Source organism: Eilatimonas milleporae (assembly GCF_003688555.1).
Classification (GTDB): domain Bacteria; phylum Pseudomonadota; class Alphaproteobacteria; order Sphingomonadales; family Kordiimonadaceae; genus Eilatimonas; species Eilatimonas milleporae.
Genome location: NZ_REFR01000016.1, coordinates 94,260 through 117,878 on the forward strand (window position 1 = coordinate 94,260; position 23,619 = coordinate 117,878).

The 23,619-nt window shown below is 56.9% G+C and carries 17 protein-coding genes; 11 read left to right on the forward strand and 6 right to left on the reverse strand.

Features of this window, described 5'->3' with window-relative positions:
- Positions 1–183 precede the first annotated feature (183 nt).
- From BXY39_RS17905 to BXY39_RS17915, 3 genes are read left to right on the forward strand one after another with little or no spacing between them, the layout of a single operon-like run.
- Entirely contained in the window at positions 184–1,977 is a 1,794-nt protein-coding gene (locus tag BXY39_RS17905) for an OPT family oligopeptide transporter (RefSeq protein WP_245999454.1), read from the forward strand.
- A gap of 18 nt (positions 1,978–1,995) precedes the next feature.
- A complete protein-coding gene (locus tag BXY39_RS17910; protein ID WP_121940278.1) occupies positions 1,996–2,547 on the forward strand; it encodes a hypothetical protein in 552 nt (183 codons plus the stop codon).
- Positions 2,548–2,586: 39 nt separating this feature from the next.
- The gene (locus BXY39_RS17915) at positions 2,587–3,867 is read left to right on the forward strand and encodes a Xaa-Pro dipeptidase (RefSeq protein WP_121940279.1); all 1,281 of its coding nucleotides are present in this window, start codon (positions 2,587–2,589) and stop codon (positions 3,865–3,867) included.
- Positions 3,868–4,026: 159 nt separating this feature from the next.
- Here the strand turns inward: BXY39_RS17915 and BXY39_RS17920 are convergent, their stop codons facing one another.
- Positions 4,027–4,494 carry a fasciclin domain-containing protein gene (locus BXY39_RS17920; RefSeq protein ID WP_121940373.1) on the reverse strand — a complete coding sequence of 156 codons (468 nt, stop codon included), beginning with the start codon at positions 4,492–4,494 and terminating at the stop codon, positions 4,027–4,029.
- 289 nt (positions 4,495–4,783) lie between these two features.
- Between BXY39_RS17920 and BXY39_RS17925 the strand changes: the two genes are divergently transcribed.
- From BXY39_RS17925 to BXY39_RS17935, 3 genes are all read left to right on the forward strand, one after another.
- Positions 4,784–6,190 carry a pyridoxal-phosphate dependent enzyme gene (locus tag BXY39_RS17925; RefSeq protein WP_121940280.1) on the forward strand — a complete coding sequence of 469 codons (1,407 nt, stop codon included), beginning with the start codon at positions 4,784–4,786 and terminating at the stop codon, positions 6,188–6,190.
- Positions 6,191–6,239: 49 nt separating this feature from the next.
- A complete protein-coding gene (locus BXY39_RS17930) occupies positions 6,240–7,403 on the forward strand; it encodes a cystathionine gamma-synthase (protein WP_121940281.1) in 1,164 nt (387 codons plus the stop codon).
- 550 nt (positions 7,404–7,953) lie between these two features.
- On the forward strand, positions 7,954–10,338 hold the full coding sequence (locus BXY39_RS17935; protein ID WP_245999456.1) for a TonB-dependent receptor: 2,385 nt from the start codon (positions 7,954–7,956) through the stop codon (positions 10,336–10,338).
- An 80-nt stretch (positions 10,339–10,418) separates the two neighbouring features.
- Here the strand turns inward: BXY39_RS17935 and BXY39_RS17940 are convergent, their stop codons facing one another.
- Positions 10,419–12,458 carry a methyl-accepting chemotaxis protein gene (locus BXY39_RS17940; RefSeq protein WP_121940282.1) on the reverse strand — a complete coding sequence of 680 codons (2,040 nt, stop codon included), beginning with the start codon at positions 12,456–12,458 and terminating at the stop codon, positions 10,419–10,421.
- A 267-nt stretch (positions 12,459–12,725) separates the two neighbouring features.
- Between BXY39_RS17940 and BXY39_RS17945 the strand changes: the two genes are divergently transcribed.
- The gene (locus tag BXY39_RS17945; protein ID WP_121940283.1) at positions 12,726–13,724 is read left to right on the forward strand and encodes a DUF1028 domain-containing protein; all 999 of its coding nucleotides are present in this window, start codon (positions 12,726–12,728) and stop codon (positions 13,722–13,724) included.
- A gap of 138 nt (positions 13,725–13,862) precedes the next feature.
- Here BXY39_RS17945 and BXY39_RS17950 read toward each other — a convergent pair whose 3' ends face one another.
- From BXY39_RS17950 to BXY39_RS17960, 3 genes are all read right to left on the reverse strand, one after another.
- On the reverse strand, positions 13,863–14,660 hold the full coding sequence (locus tag BXY39_RS17950) for a thioesterase family protein (RefSeq protein ID WP_170163948.1): 798 nt from the start codon (positions 14,658–14,660) through the stop codon (positions 13,863–13,865).
- Positions 14,661–14,715: 55 nt separating this feature from the next.
- Positions 14,716–15,411 carry a class I SAM-dependent methyltransferase gene (locus BXY39_RS17955; RefSeq protein ID WP_121940285.1) on the reverse strand — a complete coding sequence of 232 codons (696 nt, stop codon included), beginning with the start codon at positions 15,409–15,411 and terminating at the stop codon, positions 14,716–14,718.
- 95 nt (positions 15,412–15,506) lie between these two features.
- Positions 15,507–16,616, reverse strand: coding sequence for a sulfotransferase (locus BXY39_RS17960; protein WP_121940286.1), 1,110 nt, complete (start codon positions 16,614–16,616; stop codon positions 15,507–15,509).
- Positions 16,617–16,714: 98 nt separating this feature from the next.
- Between BXY39_RS17960 and BXY39_RS17965 the strand changes: the two genes are divergently transcribed.
- Positions 16,715–17,971 carry a glycosyltransferase family 4 protein gene (locus tag BXY39_RS17965; RefSeq protein ID WP_121940287.1) on the forward strand — a complete coding sequence of 419 codons (1,257 nt, stop codon included), beginning with the start codon at positions 16,715–16,717 and terminating at the stop codon, positions 17,969–17,971.
- The gene (locus tag BXY39_RS17970) at positions 17,968–19,143 is read left to right on the forward strand and encodes a glycosyltransferase family 4 protein (RefSeq protein ID WP_170163949.1); all 1,176 of its coding nucleotides are present in this window, start codon (positions 17,968–17,970) and stop codon (positions 19,141–19,143) included. Before BXY39_RS17965 ends, BXY39_RS17970 begins: the two co-directional genes overlap by 4 nt.
- Positions 19,144–19,178: 35 nt before the next feature.
- Here the strand turns inward: BXY39_RS17970 and BXY39_RS17975 are convergent, their stop codons facing one another.
- Complete coding sequence (locus tag BXY39_RS17975) at positions 19,179–20,210, reverse strand: hypothetical protein (RefSeq protein ID WP_121940289.1); 1,032 nt, start codon at positions 20,208–20,210, stop codon at positions 19,179–19,181.
- A gap of 244 nt (positions 20,211–20,454) precedes the next feature.
- Here BXY39_RS17975 and trhA point away from each other — a divergent pair, with 244 nt between their 5' ends.
- Positions 20,455–21,168, forward strand: coding sequence for a PAQR family membrane homeostasis protein TrhA (gene trhA / locus BXY39_RS17980; RefSeq protein WP_211332331.1), 714 nt, complete (start codon positions 20,455–20,457; stop codon positions 21,166–21,168).
- A 21-nt stretch (positions 21,169–21,189) separates the two neighbouring features.
- Positions 21,190–23,580, forward strand: coding sequence for a patatin-like protein (locus BXY39_RS17985; RefSeq protein ID WP_121940291.1), 2,391 nt, complete (start codon positions 21,190–21,192; stop codon positions 23,578–23,580).
- Positions 23,581–23,619 lie beyond the last annotated feature (39 nt).

Genomic DNA, 23,619 nt, shown 5'->3' on the forward strand with positions numbered 1-23,619 from the left:
CTCCAAGTGCTGCGCTTGACGGAGCCGACCTGCTTATGTCGCTTTGTGACGGCTGACAAGCATTTGGGCGCGGTGTGTATAAAAAATCACCAAACTGTCATGGAACAAAAAGGTTCCCTGTTTTCCAGATGGATCATCTCCTACGCAGTCAGGGTGGATAAATTGAAGGGGAGACAAGGGGCCTTGCCATCATCTGCCGGAACCACCACGGGACGTGGTGTGCAGCCACAGGATCAGACGCTGCCACCGCCTTCGCAGGGGATAGGGCCGATCATCAGCGGCCCTTATCCCGAGCTGACGCCGCAGGCAGTCATCGTCGGCTATATTCTCGGGGTGCTGATTGCATTGTCCATCGGGTATGCCAGCCTGAAACTGGGGTTTTCCATTGAAGGCTCCGAACTGGCGGCCATTCTCGGTTTCGGTATCCTGCGCGGCCTTCTGCGTCGCCGGTCCATCGTGGAAAACAATGTGGCGCAAACGGTGGCAAGTGCGGTCAATGGCGCGTCATCCGGGATGATGTTTTCGGTGCCGGCGATTTTCATCCTTGGCTATCCGACCGCGTTCAATCCGTATGTGGTCACCTTCGGTGCCATTGCCGGGGCGTTTCTTGGTATTGCGTTCATCATACCTCTGCGTAAGCAGATGATTGATTTCGAGCGTCTGACCTATCCGGGAGGGGTGGCCGTTGCCTCCATACTCAAATCGCCCGGTGCCGGTGTTGAAAAGGCCCGCCTGCTGGTGGGGGCCATGCTCCTGTCCGGGCTGGTGCATTTTACCAGTCTGACGACGGAAGTGGAGAACTGGCCTCTGTTTGCTCAATTCGGGCTTCCTGATTATCTGAACGGTACATGGTATCTGTCGCTGATGACGATCGGTGTCGGGTATATCGCCGGTCGCGGCGGTCTGGCTTTCATTATTGGCGGCTATGTCTGTTACTGGTTTCTGTCGCCGATGCTGGATCTGACCGGCATGTTTCCGATTGTTGATGGCAGCGAGGTCACGGTGCCTTCGACGTTACGCACATTGCTCTACCGTCCCGTCGGTATCGGCATGTTGATAGGGGGTGCTGTTGTCGGTGTGGCCTTTGCCTTTCCCTTGATCCGTTCCGCCATCGGGTCCATGCAGTCCGCGGCCAAGACCGAAAGCGCCTTTGTCCGCGACGAAATGCCTATCCGTCTGCTGTATATCGCTATTGTCGGTGCGGCGATCCTGTTGGCCGTGATGGCCGTGACCTCTGCAAGCGAGGTCGGGCTGCTGCGCGGATTGATGATGTCGGTGCTCGGCACGCTTTGGATCTGGATGGCTGGCATCATTCTGTCGGAAGCGATCGGACGCACCAACTGGTCGCCATTGTCCGGCATGACGCTGGTGGCTGTGACGCTGTTGATCATCATTACCCAGTCTTTTGGCGGCATGGATGACACACAGGCCATTGTCGCGGCGGTTACCGTCGGTGCGGCCACCTGTGTTGCCATGAGTCAGGCGACCGATCTGATGCTGGACCTGAAAACAGGATATCTGGTCGGCGCCACGCCGCGGATGCAGCAAATGGGTCAGTTCATGGGCGCCTGGCTCGGGCCTATCGTTATTATCCTGCTGATTTTCGCCCTGCATGGGGCATACGGCCTTGGTTCGGATAAACTTCCCGCTCCCCAGGGGCAGGCGTTGGCATCGATGGTGTCCGGTATCATGGGCGGTGACGTTCCGGCGGAAAAATATCTGGCCGGAGCCCTTCTGGGCGCCCTTCTGTCTGCTGTGCAGGGGGGATTGGGCATCACTGTCGGATTGGGTTTTTACCTGCCCTTCAATATCGTCCTGACCTACTCGATCGGTACCCTGTTACGGGAGCTGTCCGACCGTCGGAAAGGGCCGGACTGGTCCGATAACAAGGGTATCCCGATCGCGGCGGGATTGATTGTGGGCGAAGCCCTGGTCGGTGTCGGCTTTGCCGTCTACATGATTGCCGGTGCCGGGTAGGACGTGGGAGACCGTTCCATGCAAATTGCATCCAGACTGCTTGTCGCCATGGCATTTCTGACCGGCGCTTTTCTGGCGGTCCTTGACCCCCTTAAGGTCCAGTGGCCGTTTTTTCTGCCTGTTATCGGTGTTGGTGTGCTCGGTATCGTATTGTTGCACCGGGCGCGGCACAGCGCCCGCCATCATGACGGTCATCTGATGCAACAGAGTACAATTCTGGAAACCAGCCTGGACAATATCGCCACCACGCTCGCCGGGCTTGCCGATCGCAAGGAGGCCATTCCAACGTATGACATGCGCTTTGAGATCGATCGTAGCCTTCGGCACGATCTGATGGCTTTTGCCGATGCCCGGGAAAGCATGAAGCAGCTGTTCGGCCTGCGTGCTTACGCTGACATCATGTCCAGTTTTGCCGCTGGCGAACGCTATGTGAACCGAGTCTGGTCGGCATCCACCGATGGCTATGTCGATGAGGTGCTGTCCTATATTGTCAAGGCGCGTGACCAGTTTGCCCACGCCAAGGCTGAATATGACAAGGCCAAGACCCGCACCGCTGCACAAACGGCCTGAGTGTCTGACATTTATCCCAGCTGCATAAGGACGATACACATGCTGCCTCGCCTGTTCCTCATCGCCGTGACGGTGTTGATTGCGGGACCGTCTTTCGCCGAGGAAGAAGACCCTCTGTATATCACCGCCGATGCACTCATCGATGTGGAACGGGGCGTGCGGGTCGAAGGTCCCGTCATTGTCGTCGAGGGTCAGAGGATCGCCATGGTCGGTTCATTGGCGGCGATGACATGGCCGGCCGACGCGCGTCAGCTCCATCTGCCTGGCCATACGCTTTTGCCCGGTCTTATGGATATGCATGTGCATTTAAGCGGTAATGCCACCATTCCCTTTTTCGAAGGGCTCAGTCATTCCATTCCGCGGCAGACGGTGACGGCTGTCGGCAACGCCCGCCGCAGTCTGATGGCCGGTTTCACGACCGTGCGCGATGTGGGTGCGGCCGGCTATAGTGTCATCGGTGTGCGTGACGGTATCAATGCCGGGGATATCGAGGGGCCGCGTATTTTTGCATCGGGTCCTGCCCTTGGCGTCACCGGCGGGCATTGCGATAACAATTTTCCGCCCCCCGAACAGAAAATCATAGCCGAAGGTGTCGCCGATGGTCCCTGGGCCGCGCGGGCGAAGGTGCGGGAAAATATCAAATACGGTGCCGACCTGATCAAATTCTGTGCGACTGGCGGCGTTTTTTCCAAAGGAACCAAGGTCGGTATCCAGCAATACACGCAAGAGGAAATGACGGCCATCGTCGAAGAGGCGCATCTGCGCGGGCTGACGGTGGCGGCCCATGCACACGGCACTGACGGTATCAAGGCGGCGATCCGTGCCGGTGTCGATTCCGTGGAACATGCCAGTTTTCTGGACGCTGAAGCCATAGCCCTTGCCAAGGAATACGGTACCGCCCTGTCGATGGACATCTACAACACCGAATACACGCTCACCTATGGTGAGGAAAACGGTGTGCCTGAAGAAAACCTGGACAAGGAACGCCAGGTCTCCAAAGCCCAGCGGGACAGTTTCACCGCAGCTGTCCGTGCGGGAGTGACAATTGTGTTCGGTACGGATGCCGCTATCTATCCGCACGGTGACAACGCCAGACAGTTTGCACGCATGGTACGTTTCGGTATGACCCCAATTCAGGCGATCCGGTCCGCCACCATTCAGTCGGCGCGCCTTTTGCGCAAGGAGAATGAGCTGGGGGTGCTTAAACAGGGATATCTTGCCGATATCATCGCTGTATCGGGCGATCCGCTTGCCGATGTGTCGGTGCTCGAAAACGTCACGTTCGTGATGAAAGACGGTGCTGTCTACAAAGCGCCCTGAACAGGGTTTTAAGACAATTCAGGGTCTTGGTTAAGGCCCGGCTCCTTTCCCCGCTTTGAGGAAAGGAGCCGGCGAGTATTGCCCATGTGGGGGACTAAACTCGGAACGGAAATGACTCGGAACTTGTTTGGGCAATGATTAAGGCATTGGTGTGTAACGCTATTGGGGCAGCAGCACCGTATCGATAACGTGGATAACGCCGTTTGACGTAGCCACATCTGCTGTCACCACGTTGGCGCCTTGAACCTTTACGCCGCTTCCGGTCGCATCAATGGCCAGTGCCTCGCCGGCAGCCGTTCCGGCCTCCAGCGTCTTGCCGAGCAGATCCTTGCTGTAAACGGCACCGGGCACCACATGATAGGTCAGGATTTTGACAAGCTGGTCGCGGTTTTCCGGCATCAGCAATGACTGAAGTGTGCCATCCGGCAGTTTTGCGAAGGCGGCGTCTGTCGGTGCAAAAACAGTGAAAGGGCCATCGCTTTTCAGTGTTTCGACAAGGCCGGCGGCCTTTACAGCCGCAACAAGGGTGTTGAAGCTACCGGCATTTACCGCAGTATCGACGATGTCTGCTTTTGCCATGGCGTGGGCTTTTTTGCCATGATTGTCGGCGGCGGCTTCACCGCCCATTCCGGTCAGTCCGATCAGGGCAGCAAGGCCAGCTGCTTTGAAAAACGTCATGCGTAAGCTCCTTCAATGCTGTCGTGTGGGGGTTGTAGTCGGGTTTACGCAAGCCACGGCCAACCGGATTAGGACTGTCCTGGCATATGTGTCGTAAAAACCCCCTTGGTCGAGACGTAGCCGCACGTTACAAGGGCGGCCCCGGCAGTCTGAAAATCATAAATCGTCAACCGTGCATCGCTGGCGTACTATGGTCTTTCATGGCCTTTTGAGGGAGCCGGATACAGGAGGAAAAGGCATGTCATCTGATGGCAAACCGGTTTTGCAGAAACCGGCGGAATCGGTGCTTGATCTGATCGGCAACACGCCAATGGTGCGGGTGAGCCATCTGGATACGGGCCCTTGTGAGTTGTATTTGAAACTGGAAAGCCAGAACCCCGGTGGATCGATCAAAGACCGTATCGGTTTGGAAATGATCCATGCGGCGGAAGATGAAGGCAAGCTCAAGCCCGGCGGCACAATCATCGAAGCCACGGCCGGCAACACCGGCCTTGGGTTGGCGCTGGTGGCTGCGCAAAAGGGGTATAAGCTCAAGCTTGTCATTCCCGACAAGATGAGCCGCGACAAGATCATGCATCTGCAGGCCCTTGGTGCCGAGGTTATTCTGACCCGCTCGGATGTGGCAAAAGGCCATCCCGAATACTACCAGGATGTTGCCCTGCGTCTGGCGTCCGAAACGCCGGGCAGTTTTTTCGTCAATCAGTTTGCCAATGAGGCAAATCCCCGTGCCCACGAAAAAACCACGGCCCCGGAAATCTGGCAGCAGATGGATGGACGCATCGATGCCTTTATTGCGGGTGTCGGATCCGGCGGTACCATCACCGGCATAGGGCAGTATCTGAAACGGCAGGATCCAAAGGTTGAGATCATTGTTGCCGACCCTGAGGGCAGCATCGTGGCCGAAGCCGTCAATACCGGCTCGATTCCCAACAGTGTCGGCAGTTGGGTTGTCGAGGGTATCGGCGAGGATTTCATCCCCGATACACTGGATCTTGGTGTTGTAGACTGCGGTATTACGGTAGGTGACAAGGAGGCCCTGATGACGGGGCGCGACCTTCTCAGGAAAGAAGGCATTCTGGGCGGCAGTTCTTCCGGCACATTGATCGCTGCGGCATTGCGCTATTGCCGCGAACAGACATCACTCAAACGGGTTGTCACATTTGTCTGTGACACCGGCAACAAATACCTGAACAAAGCCTATAACGATTATTGGATGGAGGATCAGGGCTTCATCAAACGTCAAAAATTTGGCGACCTTCGGGACTTCGTATCGCGGCGTCATACCGACCGTGCGGTGGTGACACTGCGGCCGTCTGACACACTGATGGCAGCTTACGGAAAGATGAAGCTTTATGATGTCAGCCAGCTTCCTGTCATGGATGAAGACAGCACGCTTGTCGGTATTCTCGATGAAACCGATATTCTGATGGCCGTAAAAGACGATGAGGAAGAATTCGCTCACCGGGTCGGCGATGTGATGAGCCGGCAGCTTAAGACAGTTGCACCGACCGCAAGGCTGGATGATCTGATTCCCATATTCGATGCGGGTATGGTGCCGATCATTGCCGATGAGGCCAATTTTTACGGCCTGGTGACGCGGATTGACGTCATCAACTATCTGCGGGCCGGTCTGCGCACCCAGTAAGGCGCCGGCTTCACCGGACTATACAGACACAGACAAAGGACGTTCTCTTATGACAGACGGACGGAACCGGCGTGGTTTTGCCACACGCGCCATTCATGCGGGGCAACAGCCCGATCCGACGACCGGGGCGATCATGACCCCGATCTATGCGACCTCCACATATGTGCAGGACAGCCCAGGCGTTCATAAGGGGTGGGAATATTCCCGTACGCATAATCCCACGCGTGCGGCCTATGAAGCCTGTATCGCCGACCTGGAAGGGGGGGCGGCGGGTTTTGCCTTTGCTTCCGGCATGGCGGCGGTGTCCACGGCAATGGATCTGCTGGATGCAGGTGATCATGTGATTGCCATGGATGACCTGTACGGCGGCACCTACAGATTGTTTACCAAGGTCAAGGAACGGACATCCGGCTTGAAATTCAGCCTTGTCGATCTTAGCGACCTGAACGCTCTGGAGGCTGCGATCCGTCCGGAAACAAAGATGATATGGATCGAAACACCGACAAATCCCATGTTGAAGCTGGCTGATCTGGCTGCGATTGCGGCTTTGGCGAAACGGCATGATATTCTGACCGTGGCCGACAATACCTTTGCCTCGCCCTACTGCCAGCGCCCTATCGAACACGGCATTGACATGGTGCTGCATTCCGCCACCAAATATCTTGGTGGCCATTCGGATGTGGTTGGTGGTGTGCTGGTCGCAGCCGACAGGCCGGCCCTTATCGAGCGGATTGCTTTTCTCCAGAATTCCAGCGGCGCTGTTCAGGGGCCTTTCGACAGCTTCATGATACTGCGCAGCCTCAAGACGCTTCCGGTGCGGTTGGAACGTCACTGTGAGAATGCTTTGGCGATTGCGGAATGGCTGGAAAGTCATGACAAGGTTGCGCGTGTGATCTATCCGGGACTTGCCAGCCATCCGCAGCATGATCTGGCGGTACGTCAGATGGATGCTTTTTCCGGCATGGTGACCATATTGTTGCGTGGCGGTCTTGACGACAGCCGCCGTTTTCTCGAGCGGGTCGAGGTATTTTCGCTGGCTGAAAGTCTGGGCGGTGTGGAAAGCCTGGTGGATCATCCGGCGATCATGACCCATGCCTCCATTCCACCGGCACAGCGCCAAGTCCTCGGCATTCTTGATAATCTGGTACGTCTCAGCGTCGGGATCGAGGCTGTTGACGATCTGAAAGCGGATCTTGCGCAAGCACTTGGCTGACGCAACAGTGCATGAGGCTGCGTCGTCAAATGGTCGGTATCCCATGCATCGGACTTCCAGGATCACGGGCCGACCGGCGACTTCGCAGCAATCTGTACATCCAACAGTACACAATGTGCGTGTTTGGATGGCGGGTGATGTTTAAAACCGTGATCCGGTTTCTTGTATGCCTTTATGAGTTGCACGCTATATAATGTGTATTATTTATTACGTTTTGATAAATTTATAGAAATTCTTGTTTCCTGACTTCGGTTTTCTTCTTTGAAAAAATGCTTTATTCGGTTTCACCGGGAAGTTTATCGACGTGAATGATTATTCATTCAGTGATGTCTTTGTATTTGCCACACATATTTAATGGCTTACACAAGCGGTTATCTCATTCATAATCGCTATGATTATATTTTGTGATGATAAGTTGTAATTATTGTTTCAAACAACTAATTATGGCAATTTCCATTTGATAAGGCCCTTGTAATTGAAAGGAAAATATATGGCCAGCGGTGTGAGCTGTTTTTATGCGGCATCAGCCCATTGGGTGATGGGGACTGTTATGGCAGCCTGTGTTGTCACAGGGGGCGGCGGTGCCAATGCTCAGCAGGGCGGCGCCACAAGTGTGGACAAGCTGGAAGAAATTGTCGTGACCGCCCGTAAGCGTACGGAAACCCTTCAGGATGTCCCTTTTTCCATTGATGCCAAGACCGAGCGGCAACTGCGTTACCGCGGCGCCAGCAATCTGCCGCAGCTGGCGCGCAATGTTGCCGGATTGACGGTCGTGGATCTGGGGCTGGGACAGAGCCAGCTGGCAATTCGCGGAATTTCCGCAGGGCAGGTGATCCGTGACCAGCCGGGCGTCAAGGAACAGGTTGGTATTTATCTGGATGAGTCAGCGATTTCCGTCGCCCTTTTTACACCGGATCTTGATCTGTTTGACCTCAACCGCGTTGAAATTCTGCGGGGGCCGCAGGGTACGCTGTTCGGATCGGGTTCGCTGGCCGGGACCCTGCGCTATATCACCAATGAGCCGGAAATGAATGAGACCGCCGGCATTGCCGAAGGCAATTATTCGGTTGTCGAAGGCGGCGGCATGGGGTGGAACCTGAAAGGGGCGGTGAATGTTCCCATTGTGGAAGACAAGGTCGCCTTGAGGGCCGTCGCCTATTATGACCGATTGCCCGGCTTTATCGATGCCATTCAGCCTTCAACCGAGGTGGACCAGCTGGGCAATCCGATTTTTCCGGTGGATGATGATGTGAATGATGGCCGCCGCTACGGTGGACGCTTGGCGCTTGCCATCGAGCCGAATGAAAATCTGCGGATCACGCCCAGGGTCGTTTTCCAGAAGATCGACACCGATGGTTTTCCACGGATTGATGCCTACAATATCCTTGGCAACCCGTTCACGACCGACGCGGATCTGCCGCCTGTCACTCTTGGAGAACGTGAACAGTTCACACAGCTTGAAGAAGGACTGGAAGACGATTTCCTGCTGTTCGACCTTAAAATCGAATATGATTTCGAAGGGGTGACCCTGACATCCATCAGTTCCTACACCGACCGCGAAGTGGTGATTACGCGGGATGCGACCCAATTGACGGGGTCCATCACCGGCGGCAGCCAGGGCTTGCCGTTGGATGTAGCCAAACTGGACGCGCCGCTTGTGGATGTTACCGACCTCCAGGCCTTTACTCAGGAAATCCGCTTGGCGTCCAGCGGTGATGGGCCTTTGCAATGGGTTGTCGGCGGATTTTATCAGGATTTTACCCGTGATTACGGTCAGACGCTGAATGTGGCCGGTTTTGAAGAGGCGACTGATATTCCCACAGCGGGTGATGTGGTCAGTACTGACATCCTGTTCTTTTCGGATTTTGCGTTTGATTTCAGACAAATTGCCCTTTTCGGTGAGGCCAGCTACCAATTCACGGATGCACTCAGCTTTACAGCGGGCCTTCGCTGGTTTGACTTCGAGGAGGACCGGAATCTGGTCTTTGACGGTATTTTCACCGACCAGACTGGTCCTGATGGCGTTGATGGGGATGTTTCTTCAGACGGTGTCAATCCGCGCTTTATTCTCAGCTATGATGTCTCCAGTGACCTTCAGGTCAACGCCCAGGTCGCGAAGGGTTTTCGTCTTGGCGGGATCAATGACCCGCTGAATACACCGCTTTGTAGTGACGAAGACCTGCAGACCTTTGGTAACCGCCCGACCTTCGAGGATGAGGAAATCTGGAACTACGAAATTGGTGCCAAGGCAAGCTTCGATGGCGGCCGTGGAACCTTCAATGTGGCCGGTTTCTATAGCGATATCGACAATCTGCAGGCCACGATCGATGCGGGGTCTTGTTCTTCACGTATCGTTTTCAACGTCCCGTCGGCACGGTCCATCGGTGTCGAGGCTGAATTCGCCTATCAGCCGACGGAGAATTTCGATTTTGCGGTTGCCGCATCTTTTGTTGATGCTGAAATCCGGTCAACCGTGACATCGACCGTTGATGGCGTGACAAGCCCTGTCGCGGGGATTGAACGCGGTAACCGTCTGCCGACGGCCCCGGAATTCCAGTTGAATGCCGCAGCGACATATATGCATCCCTTTGACAATGTCCTGACCGGTTTCATCACCGGCACTTTCCAGCATGTGGGCTCCAGCTTTACGCAAATAGGCGATCAGGTGGACGGTTTTGGCACGGTTGATTTGTTCGACCTTGGGGGCATCACGCAGGATACCTTCACCTTCGACCCCCAACTGCCGGACTATCAGCTTGCCAATCTGCGTCTTGGCGTCCGCACGGAAACCTGGGAGCTGTCTTTCTTCATCAACAATGTCTTTGATGAGCGTGCCCTGCTGTCGCTGGACCGTGAGCGCGGAACCCGCGCGCGCGTTGGTTTTCTGACCAACCAGCCGCGGACTTTCGGCCTGACGGCGCGCACCAGTTTCTAAAAGGACGGCCCTTGCGGGGGATGAGAGTACACAGGGCGGGGCCATATGGTCCCGCCCTTGTCCTGGGGAAAAGGCAGCCGTCAGCTTTGGGCCAACTGACTGAGAAAGGCGTCCACTTCCCGTTTCAGTTCATCGGCACGGGTTGCGACAGCGCTGCTTGTTTCATGCATGTGCACGGCTGAGGCCCGCGTGTCGGTTGCGGCGCCCTTCAGAGTGTCCAGATTGTGCACGGCTTTATCGGAGCGTTGGCCGGCCTGTTCGACCATGCTGGCAATGGTATCTGTTTCGCGGGTCTGGTTATCGATTGCGGAAGAAATCTCTTCGATCGAGGTGGTCACCCCCGCAATGGCCTGCCGGACCCGCGACATGCCCTCGGTCACACCTTCCGTACCTTCCTGAATGGCCTGTATGCGTCCTTCGATTTCCTGTGTGGCCTTTGCTGTCTGGCTGGCCAGGCTTTTCACTTCGTTTGCGACGACGGCGAAGCCCTTGCCGGCTTCGCCTGCGCGGGCGGCCTCAATCGTTGCATTGAGTGCCAGAAGGTTGGTCTGCTCGGCGATTTCGGTGATGGCTGTCGTGATGTCGCCAATAGTGCCAACCATTTCCGAGAGGCGTTCGACCTGATCCGAAGCCGCCTGACTGTCCCCGACCGCTTCATCCGCTTTTACCCGGCTCAGCCCTGTACTGCTGCCGATATCCGAGATTGAGCTGCTGAGCGCCACTGTCGACTGAACCACGCTGCTCAGTGACTGGTTGGCTGCCGCGGTCTCTTCCGCTGCGGACACGGACAGCGTGTTGGCGCTGTCGGCTTGTTCACACAGGGCAGCTGTTGCATGCACCATGTCCTGTGCGGCGGTTTCCATGCCGACGATCAGAGGGGACACCTTGGCGCGGAAATCCTGGGACAGATCTTCCAGCAATTTGCGGCGCAGCGCCTCTCGTTCGGTTGTTTCTCGTTCCATCCGTTCGCGTTCTATGCGGTTCTGTTCCTCGCGGCGGCGCTGTTTCTCTTCCTCCGCTTCCCGGCGCAGGGTTTCTTCACGCTTTGCTGCCGCCTGCTCGCGGGCTTCGTTTGCAAGGCGTCTTGCCTTGAAGATTTCGATTGCTTCGACCATCTGGCCGACTTCATCGCCGTGGGGTGCACTCGGGGAGACGGATGTATCGCCGCGTGCAAGGGCCTCTAGCGCAATGACCGCTTCATTAAGTGGTGAAAGGGCCCGACGGGATGTCAGATACAGCGCGACGGCCCCGAGCACTACGGCGAGACCGACAACGATCAGGGACCCTTTGTCCCAGAAGAACAGTGCGCCCAGGAAACCTGTCTGATCTTGTGCGACGATCAGCTGCCCGAAACGATTCCCAAGGGCGTTCTGGATGGGCAGGATGGAGACTTCAAAGATGCGGTCATTGACGGTGATTTCCTCGGCAATTGCATCACTGGCGGCATTTTTCAGGATCTCCTGCGAAAGGCCCAGTGTCCGATAGATGGACTGATTGGTACTGAAAATGCTGCCGTCCGCCGTGAGCACCGTTGCCGTTACATTCTGCTGCGCAGCGAATTCGTTCAGTACCTTGTCAACGGACTGATGAAAAACACCGATGCCCTCTCCCGAGGCAAGGTTCACTCTGCGTGCATGGACCAATTGGGGCGGAAGACCCGGTACCGAGACAAGACCGTTGATTGTGCCGCCGCGCCGACGGGTCGCAGTCAGCAGGTCTTCTGTCTGGGCGGGGTCGAGACGGGCGGGTATGGATCCGTTGTCGGCAAGCGCCGTCAGCTGTTCGCCGCCCGACCCGTAAATAACCAGTCCATCCCAGGCGCCATGCGTATCCAGTCCCGTCAGGCGGCTGTCCAGATACATGCGCACACCGGTCATATCGCCTTCAGCAAGAGCGGACGCCACTTCCGGGGCTCCCAGAAGCGTATCACCGTAACTGCGCATGGCTGCGACACGAACATTCATGGCAGTATGCCACAGAGCATTCTCTGCCTGGGTTTTTACGGTGTCATAACGGTCTTCCGTCAGTGCCCGTATGATGTTGTGGGCCGTGATCACACTACCGGCCACAACCAGAAGAGCCGCCAGGCCGTTGCGGGTGATACGCGCACGCAATAACATAGTTTGTTCCCCCAAACTTGCCGATTATCCGCTTCTGTACCCCGTCATATCCGCTTGCAACACAGCGGTGTTCGACGGGTGTTTGTTGCGGATTGGCGGCACCTTTGCCAATCAAACCTCAACAGGAACTTGTGACATTTTGTGAAGCGGCGCCAGCCCAATTGACCGCTTTCCGGAAGGTGCCGGGGCGATCCTGGAAAGGCTGTTTCATCTCTTGTCGGCCTTTCTGTGCCGTGGCAGGCTGCCCCCTCAACAGGGGGAAAAGATATGAAGCTGATTTGTCTGATCGCAGGCTTTGGTGCGGCCGTGCTGGCCATGCCGGGTGTCGTCGCGCAGGAGGATACGCGTCCTGTGGTCCGTCCCACGCACACCTATTCCATCGTGGCGCGCGATAAAACCACCGGTGCCCTCGGGGTGGCTGTGCAGTCGCACTGGTTTTCGGTCGGCGCACGCGTCGCCTGGGCCGAGGCCGGTGTCGGTGCGGTTGCGACCCAGTCCTTTACCGAAGTGACATACGGGCCCTTGGGACTGGACCTGATGCGCGCCGGCAAAACGGCGCCAGAAGCTTTGCGGTCCCTTCTGCAAAGCGATGAGGGCGTGGCCGTGCGGCAGGTGGGTATGGTTGATGCCGATGGCGGTGTGGCGGCACACACAGGCGCTCGTGCCATTGTCGAACATTGTCACCATACAGGTGATGGATACAGCCTTCAGGCCAATCTGATGCTGAAAGATACGGTTTGTGATGCCATGGTCCGTGCGTATGAGGGAACGGAGGGTGATCTGGCAGAGAAGCTTATGCGTGCATTGGAGGCCGCTCAGGCGGAAGGCGGTGATATCCGCGGCAAACAATCCGCTGCGCTCATCGTCGTTGAAGGAGATAAAGGCACGGCGCCATGGAACCAGCGCAGCTTCGACCTGCGGGTTGATGATCATGCTGCCCCAGTGCGTGAAATGCGACGACTGTTGACGGTCGCCCGTGGTTACAAGCTGATGAACAAGGGGGATGATCTATGGACCGAAGGCAAGGTTGAAGAGGCCCTCAAGGCTTATGAAGCCGCTGAAGCCCTGATGCCGGATAATCACGAAGCGATTTTCTGGCATGCCACCACACTTGCCGCAGGCGGGTATGTGGAACAGGCACTACCGCTTTATGCCCGTGCCTATGCCATGTGGCCCGACTGGCGGAAGGTCGTGCCGCGCCTGGTTCAATCCGAACTGCTGCCGGATGACCCCGCCCTGATCGAAAAGATCGTCGGCGCCAGGTAAATTTGCAGGCGCTTAACCGTCCCACGCCCCCGCCCGGCCACCCACGGGATCGTACCCTATGAGGGGCCGGGCGAGCATGGGGCAACAAGACCTTTAACTCAGATTGAAGAGGCAGATCGGCCAGTCTCTGCACATGCTTTACGGAAAATAGGTCATGCACTGGTGAGAAACGGCGAGCAAACGTCCGTTGGCATCGAAAACCCGTCCCGATTGCTGAGAATAGCCTTGCGAGGCCGCCTCCAGCCGATAATCCAGGTAAAACCAGTCATTCCTGATTTCAGCCGGCGGACAGATGAATTCCAGGGACCATGTCAGAGAACTTGCCATGATACGGCGATCGAAATGGGACATCATCAAGGGTGGCGGGACGTCGGCAATGCCTGTCAGGCATTCCGCCGGGTAACGGGACATGTCATCCAGATGACGGACCCACATTCCAAGGCGGGTATCTTTCTGGCCTGTGGCCGGAACGCCGCCGCCCGTCCAGCGAATTTCGAAATTCTTTAGAAAGCCGGGCATGACGCCATCAAGAAAAGGGGCGGGGGGTACAGAGTCGCGCGGTTCGGCCTCCATCACATGGATGGTTTCTGCTCCTACGGTATCGCGCGGTTTGCCGAAGGCGGCTGTCATCTGCGTGGCTACACTGCCCTGTTGTTTCAGTCTGCTTTCAACCAGTGTGACGGATTTACCGTGCCGCAATGATTCTGCCGTAAGGTCGGTGTCTCCTGCACCGACGGGCCCGACAAAGGCGACCAGCAGAGACCGCAACGGTCTGTCGTCGTCAATGCACGTTGCCGCCGCCCGCGCTGCAATGGCGGCGGACATACCACCGTAACAGGTACGGCCCTGCAGCCAGTTTTCCGCTACTGTGATGCTCTGATTTGTCGAGCGGCTGTCAATCTGGTCCAGTGTTTCGGCAAAGCTGAGATCGGACATAAAATCTGTCTTTCCCTGAAAATTCATAAAAAGGTTGGCCGTGGCTGTGTATGGGTCAGCCTGAAGGTTTGGTAATGGTGATACGTTCGAAATCCAGTTTGGCACCGTGGCTTTTGAACACAGCGGTCACTTCGGGTTTGTACCAGCGTCCGATGGAATGAATATAGTTCAGTTCCAGATGCAGGCGCCCGCCATCACGCAGCCGATTATCCAGCATGTCACGGATGAAATAGTCCCATTCATCGGCACCCCAAAGCGTTTTCAGCGTTGGCCGGTCGAAAGCGATCTGGAAAGCCGTAATCAGATCATATCTGTCGGTGTCATTGTCCGGTGTCGCGATCGGTTGAAAGGCGGTGACTGTATGATGTCGGCGTGTAAGGCCCAATATACCCGTCGCCGCATCATAAAGGCCATGCCCTTCCCGGTCGATTGCGTGGGCTGTGTGACCGAAATATTCACAAATATAGGGAAAATACCCAAAGCCGGTCCCGATATCGAGTATGCGACCATAAAGGCCTTTCGGAATGCCCAGACGGTAGGCCCGTCTGAGAGCATCCTCAAGCCAGTATTCCGTGTCGAAATATTTCAGATCCATCAGGGATGGGCTGAGCCCGCGCGCCCGGCTTTTAAGGTCGGAAAATGCCCTGTCATCCAACGTGGCGGCAGCCATGTGTACATGCCTGCGCGCCCACAAGACGGCGAGGCGGTCCCGGAATGACAGCAGACGGGTGAGCCGGTGATGCATGCTCATAATCGGTCTCGGTCCTTGCGGATAGGGTTATGGCGTGCCCTGTAACCACGCCTCAAATGCCTGTATCAAGTGGGTCGTCGTGCTGGCAAGCCACTTCACCCATATGGTTTGCCATATGCGGCAGCGAGCAGCCTTTCACCTCTGGCTTCAAGGGCCGCAAACCAGTTTTCTTCGGCGAAGCGTTTCCATTTCTCCGTATCCGGTGGGATGAAAAGGGGGTGGAGGTTTGCATAGTCCAGCACGGTTCCGGTGGTTTTTGAAATCAGGCCCAGTGTTTTTTCCGGACTGCCAACAAGTGCCTCGAATGTCAGGCTGAGATCACTGAACGCCCGGCCCGCACTGTCGGACAGCCGCCAGATCAGATAGTGCAGCAGATAGGGCCTGTCGCTGTCGTCCAATGCCAGAAAGGGGAAAACGCGTACCAGATCCCGCGCCCACGTTTTCAGGTAAAAACGGTCATACGGCGCAAATGCCTTCAGGGATGTTTCCGGTGTACAGCCGCTATCAGGGCCGAGCATGGATATCCACTGCTCTCGGGGGTCGCGGGTCAGGTGGATGATTTTTGCCGTTGGGAAGCGGCTTTTCACCCAGTCGAGACGGAAATCCATGCGGTTGAACTGTAAAACCGGTTGGCCCTGTGACCGGTCAATCAACGCATTGATATAGGTTTCAAGCCGCGCATCATGCGCGGCGGCATCCATGAAAAGACGCACGCTGCCCCAGCCGTCGTCGAAAAGAGACGCCAGATCGGCCATGCCGTCATAGGACAGGCCGTAGCTGCTGACGCCTCTGTGTGTGGGGTCGACATCCCGACCTGTTTCCGAAGACAGAAACCACCGGCGTTCATTCAGGGGTTCATAATATGCTGTTACGTTTTCACAATGATTAAACAAATGCCACAAAAAGGATGAGCCCGAGCGGAAGCGGGCCGTGATAAAAACCGGCGTCTTTGACAGGGTGGCGGGTATTTCTTCAACGGTCGTCGCGCGGGGGGCCGGCGACAGGGGGAAGGGTGGTGTGTCGGCCGTGAACCGGGGCTGGCCAAAAGCCGGGGACAGTGTATCTTCCAGCAGCCTTTTACCGCGATAGCTTGTCACCAAGCGGCTGAACAGATGAAAAAGGGCTGTTTTGATCACACGGTCGCCTTTCTGCCTTTGGTCGCCATATTTGACGCAGGAGGCCTGCAAAGCAAAGCGCTTTGTCATATTGGTATCGCATTGTCGGGAAGGTCTTGTCAGTCTGCGCCGGTCTGCGGTCTAATCCGCTTTGAAAATCCGGGACAAGTGCGGGAGCGGTGGGGAGTATGGAACGGATACGGCAAAACACCCCCGCACTTTTGTTCGTCTCCGACAATTTCCCGCCTGTCATTGGCGGTTCGGCAATGGTCTATGACCGGCTGTGCCGATTGTTGCAGGACCATAGTGGCAAACCGGGGGCGATCAGGGTGGTTGCCCTGTCATCAACACATGGCTTTGACGGTGCGGAAAAAGCCGGCTGGCGCGTGCATGACAGGACCTGCGGGTATCCCATCCACCGACGCCGGCATTTGGCAACCCCGCAGATACGGCCGGTCACCGGACTGGTGAGCCGCTTGCACAACCTGCTGGATGAGGTTCGTTTCAGCACGGCACTGTTGTTTCATCTGGTCAGAACCGTCCGTCGGGAGAAGATCGACATCATCTGCCTAGGGGAACTCCTGACCCTTGGCTGGCTTGCCGGCCCTTTACGCTGGATGACCCGGCGGCCCGTTATCCTTTACACCCATGGTGAGGAAATAACCCAGCAAGTCGATACGATTTTCGGCCGCCGTCGTGGCCGGTTTCTGGCCAACGCCAGCCATGTCATTGCCGTCAGCCGGTTTTGCCGGTCGCAGATTCTGGAGCGCTATGGTGTGGAGCCGTCACATGTCAGTGTGGTGCCTAACGGCGTTGACCTGAACCGGTTTACCGCAGGTGCCAGGGATCAGGAGTTCCATGCACGGTTTGCGGTCACTGACGGTCCGCTGGTCGTCGCCGCCGGTCGTCATGTGGAACGCAAGGGGTTTGACTATCTGATAGAGGCCATGCCCCTGGTTCAGCGTCATTTTCCCACTGTGCGGCTGGTTCTGGCAGGCACCGGCCCGCTGACACCGCATCTGAAAGCGCGCTGTGCCGATTTGGATATGGACGGGATAATCCGGTTTACCGGTCCTCTCAGCGATAGTGATCTGGTGCGGCTCTACCGTGCCGCCGATCTGTTTGCCATGCCCAACAGAACCATGCCGGATGGAGATACGGAAGGCTTCGGTCTCGTATTTCTGGAAGCTGCGGCCTGCGGTCTTCCAAGTCTGGCCGGACGGGCAGGGGGAGCGGTGGAAGCGGTTATCGACGGCACAACCGGTTGTCTTGTCCAGGCGGATACACCGGGTGCAGTTGCCGATGCCCTGATCCGCCTTCTGGGTCAGCCTGATCTTCTGCAGGCGATGCGGGCTGCGGCCAGACCGCACGCTGAAACCTTTTCATGGGAGAACAGTGCCGATTGTTTCGTAAAAGTGTTACAGCTGCTGGACAAAGCCCAGTGACCGCGCCTCTTCATATCCGCCTTGGTGTGGGGTATCTGGATACACGGGCCGGCAGTGCGATTTACAGCCGTCGTATGGCGCTGGCACTGGCCGAGCGCGGGCATGACATTTCCATTTTGGCATTTGAGGGGGACGAGGGCGTTGCCGATGCATGTCGTTTGACATTGGTGCCGTTTCGCCAGATTCCCCTGACGGTGGTATGGCGTTTGTCTCACGCGGCCCTGTTTTATGGCGCGGCCCGTTTCATAGACCGGTTTGGCCGAAATACATCATATGACGATGACCCCGATGTGGCGTTAATCAGCGAACATACCTTTGTCAGGCCGCATGCGCGGCGTTATCCGAAGACGCCCTGGGTCTATCTGCCGCACTCAGTGCATGTGGGTGATGAAATGGCACGGTTTTTCGCAGATCCGGTTCAGCGTCGTATCGCACAGACCTTTTATGAAGGCGCGCAGCGATGGGCCCTGATACATTCCGATACCACTGTGCGGTTTAGCCGGCCGGCTGCCGATATCTTGCGAAACAGATATCCAACCGATCGGTCTGTAAACTTCACGGTCATACCCCCCGGCGTCGACATTCCGCCGGATGTGCAGATCCGGCGTGTGGCGGATGATGCCTATGTGCGGGTGCTTGCTATCGGGGCTTTGCAGGACAGCAAACGCATTGGCTGGTTGTTGCAGCGAATGGCAAATGTTGGCCATTTGGGCCGATGGCATCTGGATATCGTTGGTGACGGTCCGGAACGGCCAGTTCTGGAACGACAGGCGATTGAATTGGGGCTTGGACGTTATGTCACTTTTCACGGGCACAAAACCGATCCGGCGCCTTATTACCACCAGTCCCATCTGATGGCTTTTCCATCACGACAGGAAAATTTTCCTCTGGTGGTTCTGGAGGCCCTGGCATCCGGTCTGCCGGTGCTTGCGATGGATCCGTCAGCCCCCGGAATGGCCCTTCTCCATGAGAATGCCATTTTACCGGACAGGACCGGTATTCTGGCCCGTGATGACCGGGCCTTTGAAGCCGGACTGTGCGATATTCTGAACATGCCGTCCTTGTTGGAGGGACTGTCCGCTCAGGCCCGCGTACACGCGGAGGAGCATTTCGCTTGGGCAACCCATGTGGACCATATGGAAGACCTGCTTATCCGTCTGGCACGCAGATAGCTTGCCTGTGCATGCCGGCCCGTATGGCCCAGCTTTTATGAGCTCAGCATGCGTTTGAGCCGCTGTTTGACCGGCCTTAACAGCCGGGACAAAGGTCCGGGCTGCGGCCTTCGAACGCCGAGGATGCCATCGGGCAGCCAGCTGTGTTCGCGGGTATCGTGGACGAAGCGCTGCAATCTGTCCCTGACACCCGGCCGGGTTTCCAAGGCAGCGATGACTTTCAGGCATTCTGCCATGTTGTGGGCTTCATAATCTCTGTAATGCTGAATGCCTGTGTCCGGGTCGATGCCGATGTGAAAAGTCGCGTGAGCGTCCAGGATGGCGACAGGGTTGTCGGCTTTGGCGATAAGGTTGAACAGAAGCGAGCGCATAACCATGCCCGTGCCGATGATGGAGTCCGATCTGACGAAATCCTCCATCCAGTCCGCCGGAAAGATGAAACAGTCCAGACCCGGATGGTCCGTGCCCATTTCCGCCTGCATGGCGGCTAGGTTTGCCACATCCTCGGAAAAGTCGTCGATTTCCCTGCGATTGATGATCACTGCATCGTGTCCCATGCCGATCAGCCAGTCGGCATAGCTGTAGAAATGCGGCAGCACGGCGATGTCCGCATTGGTCAGAATAATATAATCGCGCACTCCCTCGGCCCGCGTTGCCAGGTGATGGTCGCGGCCGCGTTCAAGAATATCGAAAAGCAACGGCAGTGGGCGCGGTGTGTTAAAATCGAAAAGGTCGCTTGCCTTACGGCTCAGTTCGGCGACAGGGATAAAGCCCTGGGGAATGGCGGGTCGGTCCTCGGCAAAGCCGGTGGCCAACAGATCGATGACGAGGTCCGTCTGAAACTGCATCGTATAGGCGCGTGACCGGCGCATGCTTTCCCAGCTTACCTTCTGGGCTCGCGCCAGCTGCTTGCTTTCGTCCATATGAATATGATTGACAATATGCAGAAATCGGCGCGGGGTGGGTGAAGGTGCGCTGTCCTTCAATGCCGAGACAAGATCCCGGTGCAGGCTGCCGGTATGTCGGTAAAACCGGCTGTAATCCGGCAAAGGCTGTGTATCGGTCATGTTTGCCTCCCCCCTGGTCCGTGAGCACACTTTCCGATTCTGTCATGGCGGAATGTCTTACCGCTTGCAAGATGCTGGCTCGTCCTGGCGTGTTGGTTTGCCATTCCGCTGCCCCAATGGTGATTTATCGGTTTTGGGATGACGGCGCGGCCCATAAACTATCATACTGTCACTCTGGGTGGGCGAGAACGGCAACCACTTGAGAGGCCGGTGTCACAAAATGTTGGAAAAGGGATGTGATCCCATGAGTTCACCTTCTCCGGAAGATGCTGCCGATACCGGGTCAATGGTGCCTGGGGCAGCCGCTGCCGTCAGTGTGTCCGGTTATTCGTTTCGCGAGGAAATCCTGCATATTCTGACGCACGGTATCGCTGCAGTGCTGGCGATTGTCGGGCTGGTCTTTCTGGTGATAAAGGCGGCCGGGGATGGTCCTGTTCCTGTTGTGGCCGTCTCGCTTTATGCCGGATGTATGATCGCCATGTATCTGGCCTCGACGCTTTATCACTCCAGTTTCAAAAGCCGTTTCCAGCCCTTTTTCAAGATGCTTGATCATGCGGCCATCTACTTCAAAATTGCCGGCACATACACACCGATCGCACTCATTACCCTGCCCCAGACAACAGGGTTGTGGATCATGCTGGGGGTCTGGAGTGCCGCGGTGGTCGGGACCGTCCTGAAGGTGAAGGCATTTTTGCGCAAAACGGCCAAGCGTTTCAGCCTGATGTCTCTTCTGGTGTATCTGGCGATGGGCTGGGCGGGTGTTCTGGTGATTGACGAGCTTTGGGCGCGTCTGCCTGCGGCAGGGTTTCAATGGCTGCTGGCCGGCGGCCTGTGCTTTACCATAGGCGCGGTTTTTTATGCGCTGAAATCCATGCCGTATTCCCATGCCATCTGGCATGTTTTTGTCGTGGCCGGCAGTGTCAGTCATTTTGTGGCAATATATGGATATGTCCTTTGATGGACATATATCCCGCCAGCCGTGCGTGAGTTGGAGCTGAGGCTGGGCCTCGTCTGTTTCGGCGGCGTTTCGCTTGCCGTTTACATGAGCGGCGTTTCAAACGAAATCCTCAAGCTGATCAAAGCCTCCCGGCGTTTCCATGCGCCGGGAGGCGCTGCAGAGACTCCTTTGCGTGACGGCTGCAACGGCACGGAAGAGCTGTACGTGTCCCTTTTGCAGGCCCTGGCACCGCGTGTGCGGCTGCGTGTTATTCTCGATGCCATATCGGGTGCGTCCGCCGGGGGGATCAACGGTATTTTCCTGGCCCGCGCCGTGGCGCATGACCTCAGCCTTGAGCCGCTGCGCCGGATGTGGTTCGAACTGGGCGATATCGAACAGTTGATGAACGAGGAAACGCACGCCCGGCGTTTCAGCAAGGCGTATCTCTATCCCCTTTTTTGGGCATTCCGCAAAAGCCTGTATCCCGAAATACCGGAAGGGTCGGAAACACGGCGCAAATTGAACCGCTTCCTGCGGTCCCGCTGGTTCAATCCGCCCTTCTCGGGGGACCGCATGCTGTCGTGGATGTTCGATGCGGGTGCCGCCATGGGAAAGGCACCCGACCATATGTCCGACTGGAAGCAAAGTCTTCTCCCCCCTGGGCACAGGCTGGACCTGTTCGTCAGCCTGACCAATTTCCACGGTCAGCACAGGCGCCTCAGCCTGCATGACCCGGCGGAGATTATCGAAACCCAGCATCAGGTCACTCTTGGGTTTTCCCATATGCAGCCGGTCTCTGCGGTCGGCATGAGTGATTTTACCGATGCTAATCTGGCGGGTCTTGCTTTTGCGGCGCGGGCGACATCGTCCTTTCCCGGAGCCTTTCCCGCTGTGACGTTGAACGATGTTGAAAGGCTGCTGCGTGAACGGGGGGCCGGATGGTCGCATAAGAATGCTTTTCTGAAGCGTAATTTCTCCATCTTTCTGGAGGACCGAACGCGCCTGGAAGCGTTGCATGCCATGTCCTTTATCGACGGCAGTGTTACAAACAACAAACCGTTTCAGGCGGTGATGCAGGCAATCCACGACCGTCCCGCCCACCGTGAGGTCGATCGCAGAATCATATATGTCGACCCCAATCCCGCTGAGCCCGCGCATTTTCTGAAGGGCAGTGTCCCTCCGCCACCCGGTTTTTTCCGCAACATCCTGTCGTCAATCGCGGAAATTCCCAGAATGGAGCCGATTTACGAAAACCTTCGTGGTATCGCCAGGATGAACAGGGACAATCGTCGGCTGGAGACAGTGTTACATGCCGTAGAGGCGGACGTCGCAGCCCATGTGGATGAAATGGTGGCGCCACTATCCCTGTCCACCATGCAGCCGGACCGTCTCGCCGATTGGCGTATGCGGGCATACAGGTTGGCGCGTATGCAGGCTGGTTACAGCTATGGCACATATCGCGAGGCCAAGCGTGTCCGGCTTGTGGAACGGTTGTCCAAACTGCTGGATGCACTGGCCCGTGAATATGGGCATGACAAGCGTGCAGGGGACTGGCATGGACCGCTGTATCGCTGGACTTCGGTGCCCTTATCGGAAAAGCCGGCTTCCGCATCATCGCTGGAAGAGACGGCTGATGACGGGTTTGCGGACATGATGCGGGCCTTCGATGTGGATTTTCGTATCCGGCGTATCCGGTTCGTGATCCGACGGTTGAATGCATTTCTGCCCCGTTATCGCCACCAGGATGGCGCACAGGCGATCCTGTCGGTGAAGCAACGGCTTTATGAGCATTTAGAGGCCTACAAGACCCTGTGGCAGCCTGATGTCTACAGGGATGATCCCGGCATGGCCGGTGCGTTTGAAAAAGCCTGTACGTACGATGGCCCCGAGGACCTTCTGGCAATGCTGGGTCGCTGCATGGGGTTAGCGGAAAGAGATGCCGGTGTGGACGGGATCATGGCGGAGTGCATGCGCACTCTACCCGGCGATTCCCTTGGGCTCGGTTTGTTCAGGGCGTATGTGGGATTCGGTTTTTTCGATGTGGCCATATTGCCCCTTAAGGCTCAGCCAGACCTTCTGGAGCTGGACGAAGTGCGTGTGGACCGTATCAGCCCGCAGGACTGTAGCGGCTTCGATCTGCCGGTCCTGACTGCCGATAGCGATCATCCGCTTATGGGAACGCGGCTCCAGAATTTCGGCGCCTTTTTCAGCCGCAGAGCGCGTGAAAATGATTATCTTTGGGGACGCCTGCATGCGGCGTCGCGGCTTCTGGACTTTCTTCTGGATGCGGCCGGCCCGGACGCGTTGCCGGACGGGTTTGACGCCCGGCACTTCAGACAGCGGCTTTTCCGCAGTATCGTCGAGGCCGAAGCCGCTGATATGACGCAGGCACAGGATTTGGTCCGGCGCCTGCGTCGGGAACTGGGCGGCTGAAAATCGCATACAGTGAAACGGTTTCAGGCCGCGTAACGG